Origin of the sequence: Streptomyces spiralis (genome assembly GCF_014654675.1) — a bacterium.
Taxonomy (GTDB): Bacteria; Actinomycetota; Actinomycetes; order Streptomycetales; family Streptomycetaceae; genus Streptomyces; species Streptomyces spiralis.
This window is the reverse complement of the sequence record NZ_BNBC01000015.1, coordinates 1-22033: the sequence shown is the minus strand read 5'-3', so window position 1 is coordinate 22033 and position 22033 is coordinate 1. Positions and strand designations below refer to the sequence as shown.

Genomic DNA, 22033 nt, shown 5'->3' with positions numbered 1-22033 from the left:
GTAAAATGCACTCGTCCAGTGGCACCCGCCCGGCCCCCTTGAACAGGCGCCCACTCCCCCGCCGCCCGCACGATGCCTATGTGGCCGCAGCCCGGCGGCCGCCACGGCCCGCGCTCTCGGGAGGATCTGCCATGACCGCGACCGCCAGTCTGGAGCAGTTGCGCCGCTGTCACTTCGCCGTCGACCTGGGAGCCGCCCGGACCCGTGTGTACGTCAAGGGCGCCGGGCTCGTCGTCGACCAGCCCTCGGTGGCCGCCGTGAACACCCGCAACGGCGCACTGATCGCGGTCGGCGAGTTCGCGGAGCGGATGACCGGCCGCACCCCCGACTACATCCGCGTCGTCCGCCCGGTCTCCGGCGGCACGGTCGTCGACATCGAGATGGCGCAGCGTATGCTGCGGCACCTCCTCGGCGACCGGATGCGCCGCTCGCTGCGCCGCAGGCCCCGGCTGCGGGCCGCGGCCTGCACCCCGCACGACGCCGACCCGCTGGCCCAGCGGGCCACGATCGAGACGCTGGTGGGGCTCGGCGCCCGCCGCGTGGAACTGGTCGACACGCTGATCGCCGCGGCCGTCGGCTGCGGGCTGCCCGTGGAGCGGGCCGAGGCCACCATGATCCTGGTGTGCGGGGCCGCCGCCACCCAGGTGGCCGTGCTCTCCCTGGGCTCGATCGTCACCGCGCAGCGGATGCCCGTCGGCGGCGAGGCCGTCGACCGCGCGATCGTGCAGCACCTGCGCCACGAGCACGCGTTGATGCTGCCCAGCCAGTCCGTCCGGCCCCTCCAGGTGGCCCTGCACGGCAACGGGCTCACCGCCGATGGTCCGGCGTCCACGGAGATCCACGGCCGGGACGTGGCGACCGGCCTCGCCCGCTCGGTCCTGGTCGACACCGCCGCGGTGCGGGAGGCCATCCAGACCCCGCTGACCACCGTGCTCGACGGCATCTACAAGGTGCTCCGTGACTGCCCGCCGGACCTGGTGGCCGACCTCGCCGACCGCGGCATCATGATGGTCGGCGGCTCCGCCCTCCTCCCGGGCCTGGACCAGATGCTCCGAGAGGCCACCGGCATGCCGGTCAACATCGCCGAACGCCCCGACGTCTGCGCGGTCCAGGGCCTGGGCGACATGCTGGAGGGCAAGGTGGAGCCACTGGTCCTCGACCCGCTGGGGGCGTAGCCGGGGGTGCGCCTTCGACGGCGCCGTACCGCGCGCACCGCACCGCGCGCACCGCACCGCGCGCACCGCACCGCGCGCACCGCACCGCGCGCACCGCATCGGGCGCACGGCACATGCCACGCAGCACGGGTCGTACGGGGTGCGCCCGGCGCTCGGGGGTACCCGGTCGCCGAGTGACCAGCCCCGTCCGCAGGAGTCGCCACCATGAGAGAACGCACCCCCTCCCAGGCCGAAGGCGAGCGCGACGACAACGAGGCCCGGCGCGTCGCCGAGCTGCCAGACACGCCGTACCCGACGCCCTCCCAGGCCGAGGGCGACCGCGACGACCTCCCCGAGACGGCCGACGCCGCCGACGCCTGACCACGGCGTCGGCCACCGCTCGGCTGTGAGAAGTCCACGCGCTGTGAATGCATGGATGACATGCCCATGGCAATCATGTGATCGCTCGTCACTCCGGAGCATGAATCGCCCCGGCCCGCCGGACCGGATGTGAGGGCGGGGCGGCCGAAGGTGGGCATCGTGGCCGGCGTCGTGCGGGGCCGCCGATGGATGAGTGGTCCCGCGGAGCCGTCGTCGGAGGGACGCGCATGCTCGGCACAGACTTCACCCACGGATCACCCTGCTGGATCGACCTCGGCAGTCCGGACACCGACCGGGCGGCCGCCTTCTACGGCGCTGTCTTCGGCTGGCGGTTCGTCCCGGCGGGGTCCGAGGCCGGCGGGTACGGGTTCTTCCAGAAGGACGGCGGCACCGTCGCCGCGCTGGGCCCGCTCACCGAGGAGGGCGCGAGGAGCGCCTGGACGGTGTACTTCCGCACCGATGACGCCCGGGCCACGGCCGACGCCGTCGAGCGCGGCGGCGGCACCGTGCGGGCGGCGCCGATGGACATCCCGGGCGGGGGACGGATCACCCAGCTCACCGACCGGCAGGGAGCCAGGTTCGCGGCGTTGCAGCCGGGCGGGACGCCGGGAGGGGGGCTGGAGCGGACGTCCGAGGACGACACGCTGGTGTGGGTGGAGCTGCACGTGCCGGACCCGGAGGCGGGGATCGCCTTCTACCGCGACCTCTTCGGGTGGCGCTCACAGGAGATGCAGGCGCCCGGGATGACGTACCGGGTGCTCAGCCTCCGGGACGGGGACCAGCAGGCCACGTCCTTCGGCGGGGTGGCGCCGCTGCAGGAGGGGGGCCTGGAGCCGGGCTGGGTGCCGTACTTCGCGGTCGCGGACGCCGACGAGACCGCGCGGAGGGCGGAGCGGAACGGCGGCTCGGTGCCGATGCCGGCGACGGACGTGCCGGGCGTCGGCAGGATCGCCTGGCTGGCGGACACCTCGGGCGCGATCTTCGCCGTACTCAAGCCGAACCCCCGACAGGAGTAGTCGGACGGGCCACCATGTTCGGGTCTTGGTCCTGACGAGTGAACGGGGGCCACCACGCCCGCGTGGCGGCCCCGGTCCGCGTGTTTCCGCGGATAGAAACGCTTCTGCACGCAGAGCGCCTGGTGGGGCGGGTGGGACTCGAACCCACGGCCGACGGATTATGAGTCCGCTGCTCTAACCGGCTGAGCTACCGCCCCGTGCGGCGTGTCGCGCACACTTGTACGCGCCGTCTGCCGCAGCATAGCCGCTCATACGATCTCCTGCTTCGCCATGGTCGGCTTACCGCGGCCCTTCATGACCTTGATGGTCTTCACGACCTTGAGGACTCCGCCGGGACCGCGATGGTTCCCCCGCGACGGGACGGATCGGTGGGAAGCCGGGCCGGAGACCGGGAGTCCCACGGCGAGGCCCACGGCAAGCAGGCGGGCAGGAAAGCGGACATGAAAAAGGACCCCGAAGGGTCCTCGTTCAGCATGCTCCCCCGACTGGACTCGAACCAGTAACCTGCCGGTTAACAGCCGGCTGCTCTGCCAATTGAGCTACGGAGGACCGAGCTCCCCCGACTGGACTCGAACCAGTAACCTGCCGGTTAACAGCCGGCTGCTCTGCCAATTGAGCTACGGAGGAATGCCTCGTTGCATCGAACGTGCCTACCTGGGTATTGGCCAGGGGGCGCTCGCTCGCTGCGACACATACATTAGCGCAAGCAGGGGGGTGCTCCGCCAATCGGTTCCCTCCGGCAACGACGTCGAGGCAAGAAAGGGTGGCAGCCATGCGCTACCGGCTCGTGTTCATCGCAGGACTGGCTGTCGGTTACGTACTGGGCACGAGGGCGGGACGTGAGCGCTACGAACAGCTCCGGAAGTCCGCGCGGCAGGTCGCGCAGAACCCGGCGGTGCGCAACACCGCCGAGAGCGCGGCGCAGCAGGGCCGCCAGTTCGCGGGCCGGGCGTACCACGCGGTGAGCGAGAGGGTCGGCGACCGGATGCCCGACTCCGTCGCCCGGCGCGTGCGCTCGCTGCGCGAGCGCGGCACCGGCGGCACGGACGACTGGGGCACCAGCGCCACGTAGGGCGTGTCTCGCCGATCCCGCGCCCACGGCCCGAGCAAGCTCTCCGGTGCGGCAGAATTTTGGTCATGGGGATAGTCGCCGGGTTGGACAGTTCACCCGATTTCACTCGCATCGTGGTCTGCGACACGGACACCGGGGCCGTGCTCAGGCAGGGCTACGCGCCGCATCCGGTGGAGAGCCCCGAGGGCGGAGGCCGCCCTGCCGACGTCGATCCGCAGGCGTGGCTGCTCTCGCTCGGGGAGGCCGCGGGCGGCGGACTGCTGGAGGGCGTGCAGGCCATCGGCGTCTCGGCCCAGCAGAACGCGCTGGTCCCGCTGGACGGGCAGGGCGCCACCGTGCGGCCCGCGCTGGTCGGCGGCGACCGGCGGGCCCAGGTCGCCGCGGCCGACCTGATCGACGCGCTCGGCGGACGGGAGGCCTGGGCGCAGGCCGTGGGATGCGTTCCGCAGGCCGCGCAGCCCGTGACCAAGCTGCGCTGGCTCGCGAAGAACGAACCCGACGCCGCTCGGCGTGTCGCCCTGCTGATGCAGGCGCACGACTGGCTGGTGTGGCAGCTGCTCGGCCGGCCGGTGCGGCGGACCACCGACCGCGGCGGCGCCTCCGGCACCGGCTACTGGTCGGCGGCCACCGGCGCCTACCGGCCCGACCTGGTGGAGCTGGCCCTCGGTCACCAGGCCGCGCTGCCGGAGGTGATCGGCCCGGCGGATGCCGCCGGTACGACACCCGAGGGGCTGCTGATCTCCGCCGGCACCGGGGAGACCATGGCCGCCGCCTTCGGGCTCGGCCTGGGTCTCGGTGACGCGGTGGTCTCGCTGGGCGCCTCCGGCTCGGTGATGGCCGTCCACCCCGAGGCGCTGGTGGACCAGACCGGGATGATCACCTCGCTCGCCGACGCCACCGGCATGCACCTGCCCGTCGTCACCACCCTGAACGCCGTACGGGCGCTGCGCGGCACCGCCGAACTGCTGGGGCTGCCCGACCTCGAAGGCCTGTCCGACCTGGCGATGAAGTCGACGCCGGGCGCGCACGGGCTGGTCCTCCTGCCGTATCTGGAGGGCGAGCGGACCCCGAACCTGCCGCACACGGCGGGGACTCTGGCGGGCCTCAGGCGCGAGTCGATGAAGCCGGAGCACCTGGCGCGGGCCGCGTTCGAGGGCATGCTGTGCGGGCTCGCGGACGCACTGGACGTGCTGCGCGGGCGGGGCGTGGAGGTGCGGCGCGTCTTCCTGCTCGGACCGGCCGCCGAGCTGCCCGCCGTACAGGCCGTGGCGCCCTCGCTGTTCGGCGCGCAGGTCGTGGTCCCGCAGCCCGCGGACTACGCCGCGATCGGGGCCGCCCGGCAGGCCGCGTGGGCGCTCGGCGTGTCGCAGGGCACTCTCGACCCGCGCACCCCGCCGCGCTGGCAGGGCGCCGTCGCCCAGATCCTGGAGCCGGGCGAGGAACTGGCGGTGGGCCAGGCGGTGCGCCAGCAGTACGTGTCGGTGCGCGAGCAGACCCACCCGGGTGCGTTTCGCCCGTAATACCCCTCGAATTCCCCTACGCCACCCGCACGGAGTAGGTCCACCGGCTGACGGCGCGTCGGTCGGTGGACCGCTATCGGCTTAATCAGTTGAGGTAACGCGGGTGGAGTGTTCGACGATAGGGGCCAGGGGACATCGACCGCCCCCGACCGCCGACTCCGAGAGACCCAGCGTGCTCATAAGACTTCTGCGGACCTATCTCAGGCCCTACAAGAAACCCCTGGCCGTACTGGTGCTGCTGCAGTTCCTGCAGACCTGCGCCACCCTCTACCTGCCCACACTGAACGCCCACATCATCGACAACGGTGTCGTCAAGGGTGACACGGGGTACATCCTGACGTTCGGTGCCGTGATGATCGGCATCTCGCTGGCGCAGGTCGTGTGCAACATCGGTGCCGTGTACTACGGCGCCCGGACCGCCTCCGCGCTCGGCCGGGACGTGCGCGCGTCCGTCTTCGACCGCGTGCAGTCGTTCTCGGCGCGTGAGGTGGGGCACTTCGGTGCGCCCTCGCTCATCACGCGTACGACCAACGACGTCCAGCAGGTGCAGACGCTGGTCCTGATGACGTTCACCCTGATGGTGTCGGCACCCATCATGTGCGTGGGCGGTGTGGTGCTGGCCCTCGGGCTGGACGTGCCCCTGTCGGGCGTCCTGGTCGCCGTGGTACCGGTGCTGGGCATCTGCGTGACCCTGATCGTGCGCCGGCTGCGCCCGCTGTTCCGGTCCATGCAGACCCGCCTGGACACGGTGAACCGGGTGCTGCGCGAGCAGATCAGCGGCAACCGCGTGATCCGCGCCTTCGTCCGCGACGAGTACGAGAAGGAACGCTTCGGCAAGGCCAACGGGGACCTGACGGACATGGCGCTGGCCACCGGCCGGCTGCTGGCGCTGATGTTCCCGATGGTGATGACGGTGGTGAACCTGTCGTCCATCGCCGTGGTGTGGTTCGGTGCGCACCGCATCGACAGCGGCGGCATGCAGATCGGTGACCTGACCGCGTTCCTGGCCTATCTGATGCAGATCGTGATGTCCGTGATGATGGCCACGTTCATGTTCATGATGGTGCCGCGCGCCGAGGTGTGTGCCGAGCGCATCCAGGAGGTGCTGGGCACCGAGTCCAGCGTCGTGCCGCCGCTCGCGCCCGTGCGCGAGCTGCGCCGGCACGGGCATCTGGAGATCCGTCAGGCCGGCTTCCGCTACCCGGGCGCCGAGGAGCCCGTGCTGAAGGCCGTGGACCTGGTGGCCCGCCCCGGCGAGGTGACCGCCGTCATCGGCTCCACCGGCAGCGGCAAGTCCACCCTGCTGGGCCTGGTGCCGCGCCTGTCCGACGCCACCGACGGCGAGGTCCTCGTCGACGGCGTGGACGTACGGACCCTGGACGCGAAGCTGCTGGCGAAGACGGTGGGCATGGTCCCGCAGAAGCCGTACCTGTTCGCCGGCACGGTCGCCACCAACCTGCGCTACGGCAACCCGGACGCCACCGACGAGGAGCTGTGGCACGCACTGGAGGTGGCGCAGGCCAAGGACTTCGTCTCGAAGCTGGAGGGCGGGCTGAACGCGCCGATCGCGCAGGGCGGCACCAACGTCTCGGGTGGTCAGCGCCAGCGCCTGGCCATCGCCCGTACGCTCGTGCAGCGGCCCGAGATCTACCTGTTCGACGACTCCTTCTCCGCCCTCGACTACGCCACCGACGCGGCCCTGCGGGCGGCGCTGTCGCGGGAGACGGCCGAGGCGACCGTCGTCATCGTCGCCCAGCGGGTGTCGACCATCCGCGACGCCGACCGGATCGTGGTCCTGGACGAGGGACGCGTCGTCGGCACCGGCCGTCACCACGAACTGATGGCGGACAACGAGACCTACCGGGAGATCGTGCTCTCCCAGCTGACGGAAGCGGAGGCTGCCTGATGGCCGGGCCCATGGGTCGGATGATGGCCGGCGGCGGACCCGACAGCCGCTCGATGGACTTCAAGAAGTCGGGCAAGCGGCTCGTCTCCCACTTCCGGCCCGAACGGGTGACGATCGTCACGCTCGTGCTGTGCGTGGTCCTGAGCGTCGGGCTCAGCGTGATCGGGCCGAAGATCCTCGGCCGGGCCACCGACCTGGTGTTCGCCGGGATCATCGGACGGCAGATGCCGTCCGGCGTGACCAAGGACCAGGTCCTGCACTCCATGCGCGAGCGCGGGCAGGGCTCGGTCGCCGACATGCTGAAGAGCACGGACTTCACCCCCGGCAAGGGCATCGACTTCGGTGCCGTCGGCGAGGTCCTGCTGCTGGCGCTCGGCACGTTCCTGGTCGCCGGCCTGCTGATGGCGGTGGCGACGCGGCTGGTCAACCGCGCGGTGAACCGGACCATGTTCCGCATGCGCGAGGACGTGCAGGGCAAGCTGTCGCGGCTGCCGCTGTCGTACTTCGACAAGCGCCAGCGCGGCGAGGTGCTCTCCCGTGCCACCAACGACATCGACAACATCGGGCAGACGCTCCAGCAGTCGATGGGCCAGCTCATCAACTCGGTGCTGACCATCATCGGCGTGCTGGTGATGATGTACTACGTCTCCTGGCTGCTGGCGCTGGTCGCGCTGGTGACCGTGCCGCTGTCGTTCGTCGTGGCCACCCGGGTGGGCAAGCGGTCGCAGCCGCACTTCGTGCAGCAGTGGCGCACCACCGGCAAGCTCAACGCGCACATCGAGGAGATGTACACCGGGCACTCGCTGGTGAAGGTGTTCGGGCGGCAGGAGGAGTCGGCGAAGCAGTTCGCCGAGCAGAACGAGGCGCTGTACGAGGCCGGGTTCAAGGCGCAGTTCAACAGCGGCGTCATGCAGCCGCTGATGATGTGCGTGTCGAACCTGAACTACGTGCTGGTGGCGGTCGTCGGCGGTCTCAGGGTCGCCTCGGGCTCGCTGTCCATCGGTGACGTGCAGGCCTTCATCCAGTACTCGCGGCAGTTCTCGATGCCGCTGACCCAGGTCGCGTCGATGGCGAACCTGGTGCAGTCCGGCGTCGCCTCGGCCGAGCGGATCTTCGAACTCCTGGACGCCGAGGAGCAGGAGGCCGACCCGGTGCCGGGCGTGCGGCCGGAGGAGCTGCGCGGGCGGGTCGCGCTGGAGCACGTCTCCTTCCGCTACGACCCCGACAAGCCGCTCATCGAGGACCTGTCGCTCACGGTGGAGCCGGGCCACACGGTGGCGATCGTCGGCCCGACCGGCGCGGGCAAGACCACGCTGGTCAACCTGCTGATGCGGTTCTACGACGTCACCGGCGGGCGGATCACGCTCGACGGCGTGGACATCTCCCGGATGTCCCGGGACGAACTGCGCTCCGGCATCGGCATGGTGCTCCAGGACACCTGGCTGTTCGGCGGCACCATCGCGGAGAACATCGCCTACGGTGCCTCCCGCGAGGTCACCCGCGGGGAGATCGAGGAGGCGGCGCGGGCCGCGCACGCGGACCGCTTCATCCGCACCCTCCCCGACGGCTACGACACGGTCATCGACGACGAGGGCTCCGGGGTCAGCGCCGGTGAGAAGCAGCTCATCACCATCGCGCGGGCGTTCCTGTCCGACCCGGTCATCCTGGTCCTGGACGAGGCGACGAGCTCGGTCGACACCCGTACCGAGGTGCTGATCCAGAAGGCGATGGCCAAACTCCAGCACGGCAGGACGTCGTTCGTCATCGCGCACCGGCTGTCGACGATCCGGGACGCGGACACGATCCTGGTCATGGAGAACGGGTCGATCGTCGAACAGGGTTCGCACACCGACCTGCTGGACGCCGACGGGGCCTACGCGCGGCTGTACAAGGCGCAGTTCGCGCAGGCGGTGGCGGAGGTCGACTGACCGTCCGGGTCACGTGTCGGGGGCCGCTCGCTTCGGGTCGATCACGCCGACCCCGGGGTGAGCGGCCCCTCGTCAGTCGAGGTAGCCGCGCAGCTGGTCGGCGAAGGCGTGGTCGCGGAGCTTGTTGAGGGTCTTGGACTCTATCTGCCGGATCCGCTCGCGGGTCACACCGAAGATGCGCCCTATCTCCTCCAGGGTGCGGGGCCGGCCGTCCACGAGCCCGTACCGGAGCTGGACGACCTTCCGCTCCCGCTCCCCCAGTGTCGACAGCACGGCCTCCAGGTGCTCGCGCAGCAGCAGGAACGCCGCCGACTCCACGGGGGACGCGGCGTCGCCGTCCTCGATCAGGTCGCCGAGGGCGACGTCCTCCTCCTCGCCGACCGGGGCGTGCAGCGAGACGGGTTCCTGGGCCAGCCGCAGCACCTCGCCGACCCGCTCGGGCGGCAGTTCGAGCTGGGCGGCGACCTCCTCGGGGGTCGGTTCGTAGCCGCGCTCCTGGAGCATCCGCCGCTGGACGCGCACGACCCGGTTGATGAGCTCCACGACGTGCACGGGCACGCGGATGGTGCGGGCCTGGTCCGCCAGGGCCCGGGACATGGCCTGGCGGATCCACCAGGTGGCGTAGGTGGAGAACTTGTAGCCGCGGGCGTAGTCGAACTTCTCCACGGCCCGGATCAGCCCCAGGTTCCCCTCCTGCACGAGGTCCAGCATGGTGAGCCCGCGGCCGACGTACCGCTTCGCCACGGACACCACGAGCCGCAGGTTGGCCTCGATGAGCCGGCGCTTGGCCACCCGCCCCATGACGACCAGCCGGTCCAGATCGCCGGCGAGACGGCTGTCCAGGTCCGGGGTGCTGCTCAGCTTCTCCTCGGCGAACAGCCCGGCCTCGACCCGCCGGGCCAGCTCCACCTCCTCGGCGGCGGTGAGCAGCGGAATCCGCCCGATCTCGCGCAGGTACTGCCGGAACAGGTCGGAGGAGGGCCCGCCGGTCTCGGGGCGGGCGGGTGCGGCCGGTTCGACGGGTTCGGGCGCGTCGCTCTCCAGCGCGCCGGCCGGGGGTTCCTCCGGCCCGGGCGGCGCCGGCTCCGCCTCGGGGTGGTGCGCGACCCGGTCCTGCGGGGGCACGGCCGCCCCGATGACGAGGTCGGGGGGGACATCGGTGGGGATGTCGGTCTGGGTGAGGGTCTGGGTCTGCACGGGGGCGACCTCCAGGATGATCGCTGCTGAACTGTGCGGCAGCGGTACTCGGGGGGCGGAGTCGGCGGCCTCGCCGCTGTCCGTCCCGTACGCGATGAGCGGAACCGCGGGGATGTAGGACCCGTGGGGGACGGATCGGCCGCGCTCCGAGGACTCAGGCACCGGACCCAGTGTGGGGTACGACACATCGCCGCCACGAGGGGCGTGCGGTGACTTTTTGCGTCCGGTCCGTGACCGGCCGGTTACTCAGGTCGTTTCACTCAGACGCGCAGCCGCTGCGCTCGTTGCTGGAGCGGCCGGCGGATCAGAGGAAGCTGCTGTCCTCCGTCATCGCCACCCAGGACGCGATCATCGACCACTTCGGAATCAAGGCGCCGTCACCGAAGTGATTCACAACGCCGCCGCGCCCCGCTCCCGCAGTGCCTGGTCGTACTGCTGGAGCACCCACAGCTCGTTCTGTACCGCGGCCAGCTGGGCCGGGTCGCCGCCGTTGCCGAGGCGGGCGACCGTGCTCTGGAGGTCGCGGATGCGGCGTTCGACCGCGCGGCGGCGGACGGTGACCAGCTGGGCGCCGACGTAGGCCTCGTCGACCTCCCGGCGGAGCAGGATGGCCTCGACCGCGAGTTCCGTGACCATCGCGCGGACCGTGTCGTCGGGGGCGGCGTCGCGGACGCGGACCAGGTACTCCTGCGGGTCGGCGACGCCGTACTCCGCGCCGCCCGCGTCCAGGATCGTCTGCCGTACGGCCGCGTACGGCGGGGCGGTGAACTCGTCCACGCCGTAGGCGTCGAAGGCCGGGGAGACCAGTTCGGGGCGCTGCAACGCCAGCTTCAGCAGCTCCCGTTCGGTGGCGTAGACGGGGTTGCGGAGGTTGAGCGCCGGGCCGCGGGCGGCGGTGGGGTGGGCGGGCGCGGCGGCGTACGGCTGCTGCGGTCCCCGCTGCTGCCGCTCCGGCGCCGGGCCGCGGCCGCCGCGCTCCCGGGCCCAGCGGGCCAGCTGGGCCACCCGCCGGACCACGAACTGCGTGTCCAGGATGCCGAGCAGACCGGCGAGCTGGACGGCCACCTCGTGCTGGGCGCCGCTGTTCTTGATCCGGGCGACGACCGGCGCGGCCTCGTCCAGGGCGGCGGCGCGGCCGGCCGGCGTGTTCAGGTCGTAGCGGGCCACGATCTGGCGCAGCGCGAACTCGAAGAGCGGCGTGCGCGGTTCGACGAGGTCCGCCACCGCCTCGTCGCCCTTGGCCAGGCGCAGCTCGCAGGGGTCCATGCCGTCGGGCGCGATGGCGATGTAGGTCTCGGCGGCGAACTTCTGGTCGTCCTCGAAGGCGCGCAGGGCCGCCTTCTGGCCGGCCGCGTCGCCGTCGAAGGTGAAGATCACGCGGGCCGAGCCGTTGTCCATCAGCAGCCGGCGCAGGATCTTGATGTGCTCGCCGCCGAAGGCGGTGCCACAGGTGGCGATGGCGGTCGTCACTCCGGCGAGATGGCAGGCCATGACGTCGGTGTAGCCCTCGACGACGACCGCGCGGGAGGTCTTCGCGATCTCCTTCTTCGCCAGGTCGATGCCGTACAGGACCTGGGACTTCTTGTAGATCGGCGTATCGGGGGTGTTGAGGTACTTGGGGCCGTTGTCCGCCTCGTAGAGCTTGCGGGCGCCGAAGCCGACGACCTCGCCGCCGATGTCCCGGATGGGCCACATCAGCCGGCCGCGGAAGCGGTCGATGGGGCCGCGGCGGCCCTCCTGGGCCAGGCCGGAGAGGATCAGCTCCTTGTCGGAGAAGCCCTTGCCGCGCAGGAAGCGGGTGAGGTGGTCCCAGCCCTGGGGGCTGTAGCCGACGCCGAAGTGGACGGCGGCGGCCTGGTCGAAGCCGCGCTCGGCCAGGAAGACCCGGCCGGTCTCGGCCTCGGCGGAGCCGGCGAGCTGCTCGGCGTAGAAGTCGGCGGCCAGCTTGTGGGCCTCGACCAGGCGGATGCGCTCGCCGCGCTGGTGGGCGGGGTTGTACCCGCCCTCCTCGTAGCGCAGGGTGATGCCGGCCTGGGCGGCCAGCCGCTCGACCGCCTCCGAGAAGGACAGGTGGTCGACCTTCATCACGAAGGTGATGGTGTCGCCGCCCTCCTGGCAGCCGAAGCAGTGGAAGAGTCCCTTGCTCGGACTGACCTGGAAGGACGGCGACTTCTCGTCGTGGAAGGGGCAGAGACCCTTGAGGTTGCCTCCGCCCGCGTTGCGCAGCTGGAGGTACTCGGACACCACGGCGTCGATCGGGACCGCGTCCCGTACCGCCTTCACGTCCTCGTCGTTGATCCGTCCTGCCACGCGTGAATTCTACGGGGCCGGACCGACACTCCTGGGGCGAGCTGCCCCGGCCGGGGGTCAGGGGGTCGACCCCCGGGAATTGCAGCACGGGGGCCCTACGACAGTGCCGCTCTGCTACGACGCGATGGTGTCCAGCGGCACACGCGGGTCCGCCAGGGCCTCCGTGTCCACGTGTGCCCTGGTACGGATCAGATGCTGGATCGGCTCTGTGACGTCCCACACGTTGACGTTCATCCCGGCCAGCACCCGGCCCTCCTTCACCCAGAACGCGATGAACTCCCGCTTTCCGGCGTCGCCCCGGATCACCACCTGGTCGTACGACCCCGGCGGCGCCCAGCCGCTGTACTCCATCCCGAGGTCGTACTGGTCGGAGAAGAAGTAGGGCACGCGGTCGTAGGTGACGTCCTGGCCGAGCATGGCGCGGGCGGCGGCCGGGCCGCCGTTGAGTGCGTTGGCCCAGTGCTCCACGCGCAGCCGGGTGTCGAACAGGGGGTGCGGGAAGGAGGCCGCGTCACCGGCGGCGTAGATGTCCGGGTCGGAGGTGCGCAGCCGCTCGTCGACCGCGATGCCGCCGCCGTGGGCGCGGTCGGCCAGCTCCAGGCCCGCCGCCTCGGCGAGGGCGACGCGCGGCGCGGCGCCGATCGCGGCGAGCACGTCGTGGCAGGGGTGCTCCTCGCCGTCGTCGGTGCGGGCGGCCAGCACCATGCCGTCCTGGCCGACGATCTCGGTCAGCACGGCACCGAAGTGGAAGCGGACGCCGTGCGCGCGGTGCAGCTCGGTGAAGATCTGACCGAGCTCGGGGCCGAGGACGTGGTGCAGCGGGGTGGCGGACGGTTCGACGACGGTGACCTCCGCGCCGTACTCGCGGGCCGCCGCCGCGACCTCCAGGCCGATCCAGCCGGCGCCGGCGATCACGATGTGGCCGTTGTCCCGGCCGAGGTGGGTCAGGACGCCCTTGAGCCGCTCGGCGTGGGCGAGGCGGCGCAGGTGGTGGACGCCGGCGAGGCCGGTGCCGGGGATGTCCAGGCGGCGCGGCTCGGCGCCGGTGGCCAGCAGCAGCTTGTCGTAGCGGACGTAGGTGCCGTCGTCGCCGAAGTGGACGGTCTTGGCGGCGCGGTCGATGGCGTCGACCGTCTGGCCGAGGTGCAGCTCGATGTCGTTCTGCGCGTACCACGCCGGTTCGTGCACGAAGACCGTGTCGCGTTCCTCCTTGCCCAGCAGGTAGCCCTTGGACAGGGGTGGGCGCTCGTAGGGGTGGTCGCGCTCGTCACAGATGAGGATGACGCGGCCGCTGAAGCCCTCCGCGCGGAGGGTCTCGGCCGCCTTGGCGCCGGCCAGACCCCCTCCGACGATGACGAATGTCTGATCCGCGTCGACCACTTGTTGCCTCCTCGTCAGGGTGCCGCCACATGCGAGCGTCCCGCACGGAGCGTGATGCGGGAAGAGGGAGTGGCCCGATCAGGCCACGGAGGGTCACCTGGGGACCTGGTCAGGGCCTCTGGATCACCTCTGGAACCAACTGTTGTCACAGGGGTATCACCGGTATCACGGACGCACGTAAGCACGCTGTCAGTGTCATGCGCGCCCGCTCAGACGCGCGTGGAGCGAGCGGGCCGAGGCGTCGGTGAGGGAGGCGATCTGGTCGACGATGACGCGCTTGCGGGCGCGGTCGTCCCGAGCCTGGTCGAACAGGGCCCGGAACTGCGGGTCCAGGCCCTCGGGGGCGCGCGCGGTGAGCGCCTCGGCCAGCTCGGCGACGACGATCCGCTGGTCGGCGCGGAGCCGTTCCTGTTCGGCGCGCTGCATGACGTAGCGGTCGGCGACGGCCTTGAGGACCGCGCACTCCATTCGGGTGCTTCTGGGGACGACCAGCTCGGCGCCGTAACGGCTCAGCCGTCCGCTTCCGTACGCCTGTCGCGTCGCGCCCTCGGCGGCCAGGCAGAAGCGGCCGATGAGCTGGCTGGTGGCGTCCTTCAGCCGGGCCTGGGCGACCGCCGAGCCGTCGTAGCCGTGCGGCCACCACTCCTGGTCCAGCAGGCGGTCCAGGGCCTCGGCCAGCTCCTCGGGGTCGGTGTCCGCGGGGACGTAGCGGCCGACGGCGACCGCGAACACCGCCTGCCGCTCGGGTTCGGCCTGGAGGCAGTTCGGGTCGATGTGGCCGGCGTGCAGGCCGTCCTCCACGTCGTGCACCGAGTACGCCACGTCGTCGGACCAGTCCATGACCTGGGCCTCGAAGCAGGTGCGGGTGCCGGGCGCGTCCTTGCGGAGCCAGTCGAAGACCGGCCGGTCGTCCTCGTAGACACCGAACTTGGGGGACGCCGGGTCGGTGGGGTGGGCGCCGCGCGGCCAGGGGTACTTGGTGGCGGCGTCGAGGGCGGCACGGGTGAGGTTGAGGCCGACGCTGACCAGCTCGCCGGAGGCGGGGTCGGGGACGAACCGCTTGGGCTCGATGCGGGTGAGCAGGCGCAGGGACTGGGCGTTGCCCTCGAAGCCTCCGCAGTCCCGCGCGAACTCGTTCAGCGCCTGCTCGCCGTTGTGCCCGAACGGCGGGTGGCCCAGGTCGTGGGAGAGGCAGGCCGCCTCCACCAGGTCGGGATCGCAGCCGAGGGCGGCGCCCAGCTCCCGGCCGACCTGGGCGCACTCCAGCGAGTGGGTGAGCCGGGTGCGGGGGCTCGGGTCCCAGGCCTGGCTGCGCTCGCCCGGCGTGACCACCTGCGTCTTGCCCGCCAGGCGTCTGAGCGCGGCGGAGTGCAGCACGCGCGCGCGGTCGCGCTGGAACGCCGTACGGCCCGGCCGCTTGTCCGGCTCGGCGGCCCACCGCTCGACGGCCGACGCCTCGTAACCGGCGGGCGGGAGGTGGTTCTCGTAGGGCCCTGCTGCCTCGGCTGCCCCGGGGGCGATCCCTTCCATGCCTCGACAGTAAGCGCAGCCGCCGACAATCGGGATGTCACCGTCCGGCTCCGGTCGGTGATCGTGGGACCAGTCGTGGCGCCTCCGCTCAGCGGCCGGTACGCCCGCGTCAGGCCGGTACGCGCGCGTCCTGCGCCGGGGTCGCCGGCGCCGCGAGGGCCTGGTCGTAGCGGTGCAGGACGAGCCGGGCCATCGCCGGGTGGTCGCCGAGCGGGGCGGAGGCGATCCAGGGGGCGGCCTCGGCGCACTGGGTGGCGAAGCGGCCGGGGGCGGTGAAGCAGGAGGCGACGGCGACGCGGTGGCGGCCCCGGGCCGCGAGGGCGCGCAGGGCGGCCGGGACGGTGGGGCGGGCGGCGGAGGCGTAGGCGGGCACGACGGGTACCCCCAGGCGGTCGGCGAGGAGCCGCGCGGTGCGGCGGGTGCCGGCCGCGGAGTCGGGGTCGCGCGAGCCGGCTGCGGCCAGCACCACCGCGCTCTTACGGCGCACGGCGTCGTCGGTCCCGGTCCGGGCGGCCCAGCCGGCCTCGACCAGACGGGCGTACAGGGTCTCCACGAGCAGCGGGTGCGGGCCGAGCGGTGCGGCCACGCGCGCGCGTGCCGGTGCGGCGGCGGCCATCTCGGGGATGTCCTGCTTGACGTGGTAGCCGGGGCTGAGCAGCAGCGGCACCAGGACGGCGTCGGCGTCGCCCAGGCCGGCGAGGGTGTCGGGGAGCAGCGGCTCGTTGAGCTCGATGTGCCCCAGGTGCACGGACAGCCGGGGGCGCAGCTCGCGGACGCGGTCCATGAGGGCCCGTACGGTGCTCAGCGCGCGCGGGTCGCGGCTGCCGTGCGCCACGAGGACGAGGGCGGGCGGAGCGGGTGGGGCGGGCCGCCGTCCGCCGCTGAGCGACACCAGGCTGAGCTGGCCGGCGAGCTGGTTGCTGATGCTGCTCATGATGTGCGCCGTACTGTCGAGGCGGACGCCGGGGGCCGGCGGCCCGCCGGGGCCGTGGAGGGACTCGTCGCGAGGAGGGTTCGACGCCGTCATGCACCGATCCTGACGGTGTGAGGTTGCCGCGCAGTTGCGTGGCCGTGACCGGGTTGTTTTCCGGCATTTCACGGGGCCGGGGTGGGGAGAGTGAGCAGGCTTCCCGCTCCCCGCCGCACCGGTGCGAACCGGGTCGTCGCTCACGGCGTCCCTATGGGCATGCCGGGCATGAAGATCCACAGACCGAGGCTGCCGCACGCCCCCTTCTTTCGGGGCTCGCTGCAGGGGCGCGCCGGGCAGCGGCGGCTGGTACAGACCCTGATGTCGGTGTGCGTACTGGCGCTGCTCCCGGCGACCTGGCTGTTCGTCGTGACCGGCGACCGGCTGCGGACCACGGCCGACGCGCCGCGCACCGAGGTCGGCGTGGTCTTCGGCGCGGGCCTGTGGGACGGCGAGCCGTCGCCGTATCTGGCGCACCGCCTGGACGCGGCGGCGCGGCTGTACCACGAGGGCCGGGTCGAGGTGCTCCTGGTCACCGGCGACAACAGCCGCGCGGACTACGACGAGCCGGACGCCATGCGCGCCTACCTGACCGAGCACGGAGTGCCCGCCGCCCGGATCGTCACCGACTACGCCGGCTTCGACACCTGGGACTCCTGCGTGCGCGCGAAGAAGATCTTCGGCGTGGACCGGGCGGTCCTGGTCAGCCAGGGCTTCCACATCCGCAGGGCGGTGGCCCTGTGCGAGGCGGCGGGCATCGACTCCTACGGCGTCGGTGTGGACGACAAGCACGACGTCACCTGGTACTACGGCGGCACCCGCGAGGTGTTCGCGGCGGGCAAGGCGGTGCTGGACGCGGTGTTCCACCCCGCCCCCACGTTCCTGGGGCCGAAGGAGCACGGGATCGCCCGGGCCCTGGCCACCGCCCGGTGAGAACCGCCCCCCGCCGACGGCGGCCTCACGGCGGGCGGGCCCGCGCTGCGAGGTCACCGTGCCGGGCGCGTAACAGCGGCCGTCCGGGCGCGTAACACGGCCGACGCACGCTGAGCGGCATGCAGCAACAGACCTCCGCGACGCCCACGCACTGCCCGTACTGCGCCCTGCAGTGCGGGATGAACCTGACCCCCGCCGCCGACGGGGGTGTGGAGGTGACCGAGCGCGCGGACTTCCCGGTGAACCGGGGCGCGCTGTGCGGCAAGGGCCGTACGGCGCACGAGGTGCTCTCCTCCCGGGTGCGGCTGACCTCCCCGCTGGTGCGCACCGCCGACGGCACGCTCGTGCCGGCCGGCTGGGAGGAGGCCCTGGACCGGATCGCCGGGGCACTGGCACGCGCGCGCGTGGAGCACGGCCCGGACGCCTGCGGGGTGTTCGGCGGAGGCGGGCTGACCAACGAGAAGGCGTACACGCTGGGCAAGTTCGCCCGGGTGGTGCTGGGCACCTCGCAGATCGACTACAACGGCCGCTTCTGCATGTCGTCGGCGGCGGCCGCCGGGACGCGGGCGTTCGGGCTGGACCGGGGGCTGCCGTTCCCGCTCGCGGACATCCCCCGGACGGGCTGTGTGATCCTGGTCGGCTCCAACCCGGCGGAGACGATGCCGCCCTCGCTGCGCTACTTCACCGAACTGCGCGAGAACGGCGGCACGCTGATCGTCGTCGACCCGCGCCGCACGAAGACCGCCGAGCAGGCCGACCTGCATCTGGCGCCCCGGCCCGGCACCGATCTCGCGCTGGCCCTGGGCCTGCTGCACCTGGTCGTCGCCGAGGGCCGCACCGACGAGGCGTACATACAGGAGCGGACGACCGGCTGGGAGGAGGCCCGGGCGGCGGCCATGGCGCACTGGCCGGAGTATGTGGAGCGGGTCACGGGAGTGCCCGTTCCGCAGCTCCGGGAGGCGGTACGGCTGTTCTGCGCGCCGGAGTCGGCGATGGTGCTCACCGCGCGCGGGCCCGAGCAGCAGGCCAAGGGCACGGACACGGTGGGCGCGTGGATCAACCTGTGCCTGGCGACCGGCCGGGTGGGCCGGCCGCTGTCCGGGTACGGCTGTCTGACCGGCCAGGGCAACGGGCAGGGCGGGCGCGAACACGGCCAGAAGGCGGACCAGTTGCCCGGCTACCGCAAGCTGACGGACCCTGCGGCGCGGCGGCACGTGGCCGAGGTGTGGGGCGTGGACCCGGACAGCCTGCCGGGACCGGGACGCAGCGCGTACGAACTCCTGGACGCGCTCGGCACGGACATCCGCACACTGCTGCTGATGGGCTCCAACCCGGTGGTGTCGGCGCCGCGCGCCGCTCATGTGGAGGAGCGGCTGAGGTCGCTGGACTTCCTGGCCGTCTGCGATGTCGTGCTGTCGGAGACGGCGGCGCTGGCGGACGTCGTCCTGCCGGTCACACAGTGGGCCGAGGAGACGGGTACGACGACGAACCTGGAGGGCAGGGTGCTGCTGCGGCGGCGCGCTCTCTCGCCGCCCGACGGGGTCCGCAGTGACCTGGAGGTGCTGCACGAACTGGCCGCCCGGCTGGGCGTGGAGAAGGGATTCCCGACCGATCCCGAGGAGGTCTTCGAGGAGCTGCGCCGTGCCTCGGCGGGCGGTCCCGCGGACTACTCGGGGATCACCTATCGCAGGCTGGCGGAGGAGAACGGCGTCTTCTGGCCGTGCCCGGCGCCTCCGGAGCCGACCGGCACCGTCTCCGCTCCCGCTCCCGCCCCCGCGTCCGCGTCCGGATCAGATGTGCACCCGGGCACGCCGCGCCTCTTCCTCGACCGGTTCGCCACCGAGGACGGCCGGGCCCGGTTCGCACCCGTCTCGCACCGGCCGAGCGCCGAGGAGCCGGACGAGGCATACCCGGTGCTGTTGACCACCGGGCGGGTCGTGTCCCAGTACCAGTCGGGCGCCCAGACCCGGCGCGTGGACGAGCTGAACGCCGCCGCACCCGGCCCGTTCGTCGAGCTGCACCCGCGGCTCGCCGCGCGGCTGGGGGCGGCAGAGGGCGACCCGGTGGCCGTCGTCTCCCGGCGCGGCCGTGCGGTGGCGCCCGCGCGCATCACGACCGGCATCCGCCCGGACACGGTGTTCATGCCCTTCCACTGGCCCGGCGAGGGCCGCGCGAACACACTGACCAACCCGGCCCTGGACCCGACCTCGCGCATGCCGGAGTTCAAGGTGTGCGCGGTGCGGGTGGAGGCGGTACGGCCGTGACGGGTGACGAGTGACGGCCGGCGACTGCCGGGTGAGGGCTGACGACTGACGGCTGACGACTGACGGCTGACGACCGCAGCCGACGGCTGCGGTTGACGGTCCGTCAGCGGCGGGACGACCACGCGCCGCTCTCGATGATCCGGCCGCCGTCCCGCAGCCGCGCGGTCACGGCCGTACCCGCGACGTAGACCCACGCACGTACCGCTGTCTCGTCGGCCTCGCGGACGACCTCGCGTGCGACGCGTTCGTACAGGCTGCGTGGGTCTCCGGCGACGTACCCCTCCAGCCGGTCCAGGACCGAGAGCAGTTCCTCGTACGTCTCGGGCCGGGCGGTCACCAGCTCGCCCCGCACCACGCCGCCCGGCTCCTCGACGGCGTACGGGAAGCCGGGCCCCTCGTACAGCACGGCGCCGGTGAGGCGCGCCGGTTCCTCGGTCCGGGTGCGGCCGCGCAGGAGGACGTCGTGGTTGCGTTCGCCGGGCCGCAGGGTGCCGTAGACGAAGAACGGGAGGGGCTCGGGCGGCGAGGAGGGGGCCGGAACGATCACGGAAACGATTCTGTACCCCCTCCACCTCCCCACACATCTCCATGGAGGCGGTATGGACACGACTTGTCATGGTCCCTTAAACCTGAACAAACGTCAGCGCCATCACCCCGACCCCCCACTCACCCTCGAAGGCGCCTTCCCAAGGAGACCGATGAGTCGGACACGGCACACCCGAGGCGGCCGCCTGGCCACGGCCGGCATAGCCGCCACCACCGCCACCCTGTTGGCCGCCGTACTCTCCCCCGCCGCGCACGCGCAGAACGGACCGACCCGGGCCACCGCGATCCAGAACGCCGCCTCGGCGCTCCTGGAGCACGCCACCGCCCTGGGGCTGACCTCCGCCGAGAGCGCCACCGTCCGGGACGTGATCGTCGACAAGGACGGCACACAGCACGTCCGTTACGACCGCACCTACGACCGACTGCCGGTGCTGGGCGGCGACTTCGTGGTCCACCTGCGCCCGGACGGCACCTACCGCGGAGCGAACCGGGCGACGAGAGGCACGGTCGCTCTGCCGACCACCACCCCGAAGCTCTCCGCCCCCAGGGCCGCCGACCTCGCGGTCAACGCGCTGCGCGCCGCGAACCTCGGCGAGACCCTGAAGAGCGTCAAGGCCAGGCCCGAGCTGGTCGTCGACGCCCTGCACGGCGCCCCGCGCCTGGCTTGGCGGACGAACGCGGCCGGGCTGGACTCCCTCGGCAACCCGGTCGCCCGTACGGTGCTGACCGACGCGCTCACAGGTGCGCAGATCGACGCCTGGGACAGCATCGAGACGGCGACGGGCGACGGCAAGTCCCTCTACAGCGGCACTGTAGGGCTGGAGACGACCCTGTCCGGCTCGACCTACCAGCTCAAGGACCCCACGCGCGGCAACACCTACACCGGCGACGCCGCCAACAAGACCGACCTGTGCTTCCTTTCCGTCTGCTTCCAGCGGGCGCCCGCGACCCTGTTCACGGACGCCGACAACCACTGGGGCACGGGCACGACGGCGGACCGCGCGTCGGCGGCCGTCGACGCCCAGTACGGGACGAACGAGACCTGGGACTACTACAAGAACGTCCACGGGCGGAACGGCATCGCGGGCGACGGCAAGGGCTCGTACAACCGCGTCCACTACGGCAGCAACTACAACAACGCCTTCTGGGACGACAGTTGCTTCTGCATGACGTACGGCGACGGTGACGGGACGACGTTCGGGCCGCTGGTGGCGCTGGACGTGGCCGGCCACGAGATGACGCACGGCGTGACGTCGAAGACGGCGGCACTGACGTACTCGGGCGAGTCCGGCGGCCTGAACGAGGCCACCTCGGACATCCTCGGCACCATGGTCGAGTGGTACGCGAACAACGCCTCCGACCCCGGTGACTACCTCATCGGCGAGAAGATCGTCCGCTCCGGCTTCGGGGGGACGGCACTGCGGTACATGGACAAGCCGTCCAAGGACGGCAGCTCGGCCGACTACTGGAGCAGTTCGGTCGGCAATCTCGACGTCCACTACTCCTCCGGCGTCGCCAACCACTTCGCGTACCTCCTCGCGGAGGGCAGCGGCGCGAAGACCATCAACGGCGTCGCCTACGACTCACCGACGTACAACGGCAAGACGGTGACCGGCATCGGCCGGGACAAGGTCGGCAAGATCTGGTACCGCGCCCTGACGGTCTACATGACGTCCTCGACCAACTACGCGGGCGCCCGCACGGCGACCCTGAACGCGGCCAAGGACCTCTACGGCTCCGGCAGCACCGAGTACGACGCGGTGGCGGCGGCCTGGAGCGCGGTCAACGTGAACTGACCACCTCCGGACGCGCGACGGCCGCCCCGCCCTCACGACCGGGCGGGGCGGCCTTCGTACTAGGGGGTGTCCGCAAAGTCAGGTCAGCCAGAGTCGGAGGCAGGCGAGGGTGACCAGGGCTTGGTAGTGGCGG

At 72.1% G+C, this 22033-nt stretch carries 16 protein-coding genes and 3 tRNA genes; 10 read left to right on the top strand and 9 right to left on the bottom strand.

The window, feature by feature from the left end:
- Positions 1 to 131: 131 nt before the first annotated feature.
- The 3 genes from IE318_RS17245 (at position 132) to IE318_RS17235 (ending at position 2551) form a co-directional block, all read left to right on the top strand.
- Positions 132 to 1175, top strand: a complete 1044-nt coding sequence (locus IE318_RS17245; RefSeq protein ID WP_189901322.1) for a rod shape-determining protein — start codon at positions 132 to 134, stop codon at positions 1173 to 1175.
- A gap of 204 nt (positions 1176 to 1379) precedes the next feature.
- Complete coding sequence (locus tag IE318_RS17240) at positions 1380 to 1535, top strand: hypothetical protein (protein ID WP_189901320.1); 156 nt, start codon at positions 1380 to 1382, stop codon at positions 1533 to 1535.
- 227 nt (positions 1536 to 1762) lie between these two features.
- Entirely contained in the window at positions 1763 to 2551 is a 789-nt protein-coding gene (locus tag IE318_RS17235) for a VOC family protein (protein WP_189901318.1), read from the top strand.
- Positions 2552 to 2671: 120 nt separating this feature from the next.
- On the opposite strand, the gene IE318_RS17230 is transcribed toward IE318_RS17235, so the two are convergent.
- The 3 genes from IE318_RS17230 to IE318_RS17220 form a co-directional block, all read right to left on the bottom strand.
- A tRNA-Ile gene (locus IE318_RS17230) sits at positions 2672 to 2748 on the bottom strand.
- Positions 2749 to 3027: 279 nt separating this feature from the next.
- Positions 3028 to 3100 (bottom strand) — tRNA-Asn (locus IE318_RS17225).
- A gap of 5 nt (positions 3101 to 3105) precedes the next feature.
- Positions 3106 to 3178, bottom strand: a tRNA-Asn gene (locus tag IE318_RS17220).
- A 145-nt stretch (positions 3179 to 3323) separates the two neighbouring features.
- Between IE318_RS17220 and IE318_RS17215 the strand changes: the two genes are divergently transcribed.
- The 4 genes from IE318_RS17215 (at position 3324) to IE318_RS17200 (ending at position 8977) form a co-directional block, all read left to right on the top strand.
- Positions 3324 to 3623, top strand: coding sequence for a hypothetical protein (locus tag IE318_RS17215; protein WP_030173178.1), 300 nt, complete (start codon positions 3324 to 3326; stop codon positions 3621 to 3623).
- Positions 3624 to 3688: 65 nt separating this feature from the next.
- Complete coding sequence (locus IE318_RS17210) at positions 3689 to 5143, top strand: FGGY family carbohydrate kinase (protein WP_189901316.1); 1455 nt, start codon at positions 3689 to 3691, stop codon at positions 5141 to 5143.
- A 172-nt stretch (positions 5144 to 5315) separates the two neighbouring features.
- Positions 5316 to 7049 (top strand): ABC transporter ATP-binding protein, encoded by a 1734-nt coding sequence (locus tag IE318_RS17205; protein ID WP_030173172.1) that lies wholly within the window; start codon positions 5316 to 5318, stop codon positions 7047 to 7049.
- A complete protein-coding gene (locus IE318_RS17200; protein ID WP_189901314.1) occupies positions 7049 to 8977 on the top strand; it encodes an ABC transporter ATP-binding protein in 1929 nt (642 codons plus the stop codon). Before IE318_RS17205 ends, IE318_RS17200 begins: the two co-directional genes overlap by 1 nt.
- A 72-nt stretch (positions 8978 to 9049) precedes the next feature.
- On the opposite strand, the gene IE318_RS17195 is transcribed toward IE318_RS17200, so the two are convergent.
- The 5 genes from IE318_RS17195 to IE318_RS17175 form a co-directional block, all read right to left on the bottom strand.
- Complete coding sequence (locus IE318_RS17195; protein ID WP_189901311.1) at positions 9050 to 10336, bottom strand: RNA polymerase sigma factor; 1287 nt, start codon at positions 10334 to 10336, stop codon at positions 9050 to 9052.
- Between the two features lie 228 nt (positions 10337 to 10564).
- Positions 10565 to 12484 carry a DNA primase gene (dnaG, locus tag IE318_RS17190; RefSeq protein WP_189901309.1) on the bottom strand — a complete coding sequence of 640 codons (1920 nt, stop codon included), beginning with the start codon at positions 12482 to 12484 and terminating at the stop codon, positions 10565 to 10567.
- 114 nt (positions 12485 to 12598) lie between these two features.
- Positions 12599 to 13864, bottom strand: a complete 1266-nt coding sequence (locus tag IE318_RS17185; RefSeq protein WP_189901307.1) for an NAD(P)/FAD-dependent oxidoreductase — start codon at positions 13862 to 13864, stop codon at positions 12599 to 12601.
- A 195-nt stretch (positions 13865 to 14059) separates the two neighbouring features.
- On the bottom strand, positions 14060 to 15394 hold the full coding sequence (locus tag IE318_RS17180) for a deoxyguanosinetriphosphate triphosphohydrolase (RefSeq protein ID WP_189901305.1): 1335 nt from the start codon (positions 15392 to 15394) through the stop codon (positions 14060 to 14062).
- A gap of 109 nt (positions 15395 to 15503) precedes the next feature.
- The gene (locus IE318_RS17175; RefSeq protein WP_189901303.1) at positions 15504 to 16421 is read right to left on the bottom strand and encodes a sirohydrochlorin chelatase; all 918 of its coding nucleotides are present in this window, start codon (positions 16419 to 16421) and stop codon (positions 15504 to 15506) included.
- Positions 16422 to 16589: 168 nt separating this feature from the next.
- Between IE318_RS17175 and IE318_RS17170 the strand changes: the two genes are divergently transcribed.
- A complete protein-coding gene (locus IE318_RS17170) occupies positions 16590 to 17294 on the top strand; it encodes a SanA/YdcF family protein (protein ID WP_229903560.1) in 705 nt (234 codons plus the stop codon).
- Between the two features lie 119 nt (positions 17295 to 17413).
- The gene (locus IE318_RS17165; protein WP_189901300.1) at positions 17414 to 19558 is read left to right on the top strand and encodes a molybdopterin oxidoreductase family protein; all 2145 of its coding nucleotides are present in this window, start codon (positions 17414 to 17416) and stop codon (positions 19556 to 19558) included.
- Between the two features lie 103 nt (positions 19559 to 19661).
- On the opposite strand, the gene IE318_RS17160 is transcribed toward IE318_RS17165, so the two are convergent.
- Complete coding sequence (locus IE318_RS17160; protein ID WP_229903559.1) at positions 19662 to 20105, bottom strand: gamma-glutamylcyclotransferase family protein; 444 nt, start codon at positions 20103 to 20105, stop codon at positions 19662 to 19664.
- A gap of 151 nt (positions 20106 to 20256) precedes the next feature.
- On the opposite strand from IE318_RS17160, the gene IE318_RS17155 reads away from it, so the two are divergent.
- Positions 20257 to 21900, top strand: a complete 1644-nt coding sequence (locus IE318_RS17155) for a M4 family metallopeptidase (RefSeq protein ID WP_189901298.1) — start codon at positions 20257 to 20259, stop codon at positions 21898 to 21900.
- Positions 21901 to 22033 lie beyond the last annotated feature (133 nt).